Origin of the sequence: Massilia genomosp. 1 (genome assembly GCF_011682185.1) — a bacterium.
Classification (GTDB): domain Bacteria; phylum Pseudomonadota; class Gammaproteobacteria; order Burkholderiales; family Burkholderiaceae_D; genus Telluria_A; species Telluria_A rubra.
Genome location: NZ_WHJF01000368.1, coordinates 1 through 561 on the forward strand (window position 1 = coordinate 1; position 561 = coordinate 561).

1 protein-coding gene is annotated in these 561 nt (G+C 53.5%); it reads left to right on the plus strand.

Features of this window, described 5'->3' with window-relative positions:
• Positions 1 to 561 (plus strand): hypothetical protein (locus F1735_RS34130; RefSeq protein WP_167241484.1); only part of this gene is annotated, 561 nt, incomplete at both ends.

Below are 561 nucleotides of genomic sequence, written 5' to 3' on the forward strand. Positions count from 1 at the left end.
CCCGCAAGCAGGTGGTTGATATGGTTAACTGGTGGTTTCGCGAAACAGGAGCGCTTAACGCAAGGGTGCGCCAGATTGCACTCTGGAATCTACCGCCGAACTCTCCCACGGTCCCCCCTCCGGAACTGAAGTACGGAACTTTCGTCAATGCGCCCGATGGAGTGGGTACCGGTCTGATCAAGGCAGAAATGATTTCTAAAGGAATTGAAGTGAGTGGTCACAGTTTGGGCGGATATCTGGCGTCCGCTTTTGTACGCCTGTTCAATGTGCAACTGCCGGGAGTGCATGCGGCTACCTTCAATGGCGCCGGGTTCTCCTTTCGCAGCGATCAAGCGTTCCAAGGGCTCGAATCATTGCTTGGCCCGGGATTGGGGGCGGGAATCAATCCCAGCGAGAAGCAACAAGATAATTTTTATGCGGAAAACGGCATCAATTTTGTCACCAATGATTGGTGGTTCGAGCAAAGCGGGGTGCGCCAACCGATATTTAACGAAGAGTCGACCATTCCGGTCGGCAATCACTCCATGTACAAGCTTACCGATACGATGACCCTGGCTGACG